The organism is Mesorhizobium sp. M7A.F.Ca.MR.362.00.0.0 (assembly GCF_004023175.1).
Classification (GTDB): Bacteria; Pseudomonadota; Alphaproteobacteria; order Rhizobiales; family Rhizobiaceae; genus Mesorhizobium.
On sequence record NZ_RZTF01000624.1, the window covers coordinates 1 to 453 of the forward strand.

Genomic DNA, 453 nt, shown 5'->3' on the forward strand with positions numbered 1-453 from the left:
GGTCAGCTATGAGGTCGAGCAGGACCGGCGCACTGGAAAATCGTCAGCTGGCAATCTCCAAGCGATCCAAGGTGCTCTCACTCTGGACGCTTCCGCCAGCCGTGTTTCCCGCTATCATGATCCGGCTTGTGCAGCATCCGCTTCCCCGGCAACAAGCGCGTCGTGCTTACTGGCGCGCGTTCTCGCCCAGCGACGTCCTTGCCGCAGCGATCTCATAGTCGGCCGCAAACCGCAATTCGCGCAGCGGCCGCACTCGCTTGATAGCCTCCTGATATAGCGGATGCGCCTTATAGGCAGCGAGCTCGGCATCGGTGCCGAATTCGCCGTAGACGATGACGTCGACTTCCTTACTGGCGGGATCGCTCTTGCGATTCTGCGCGACTTCGAGCCGGCGTGCGTGCGGGATCTTCGTCAGCAGTGCAAGCCCGTCCAGGATCGGCTCGAGATTGCTGC

The 453-nt window shown here is 61.8% G+C and carries 1 protein-coding gene; it reads right to left on the reverse strand.

Translation table 11 applies throughout. The annotated features are described in order from the left end of the window. Positions 1-166: 166 nt before the first annotated feature. A partial coding sequence (locus tag EOC06_RS36090) for a Dabb family protein (protein ID WP_164898960.1) occupies positions 167-453 on the reverse strand: 287 nt, incomplete at its 5' end.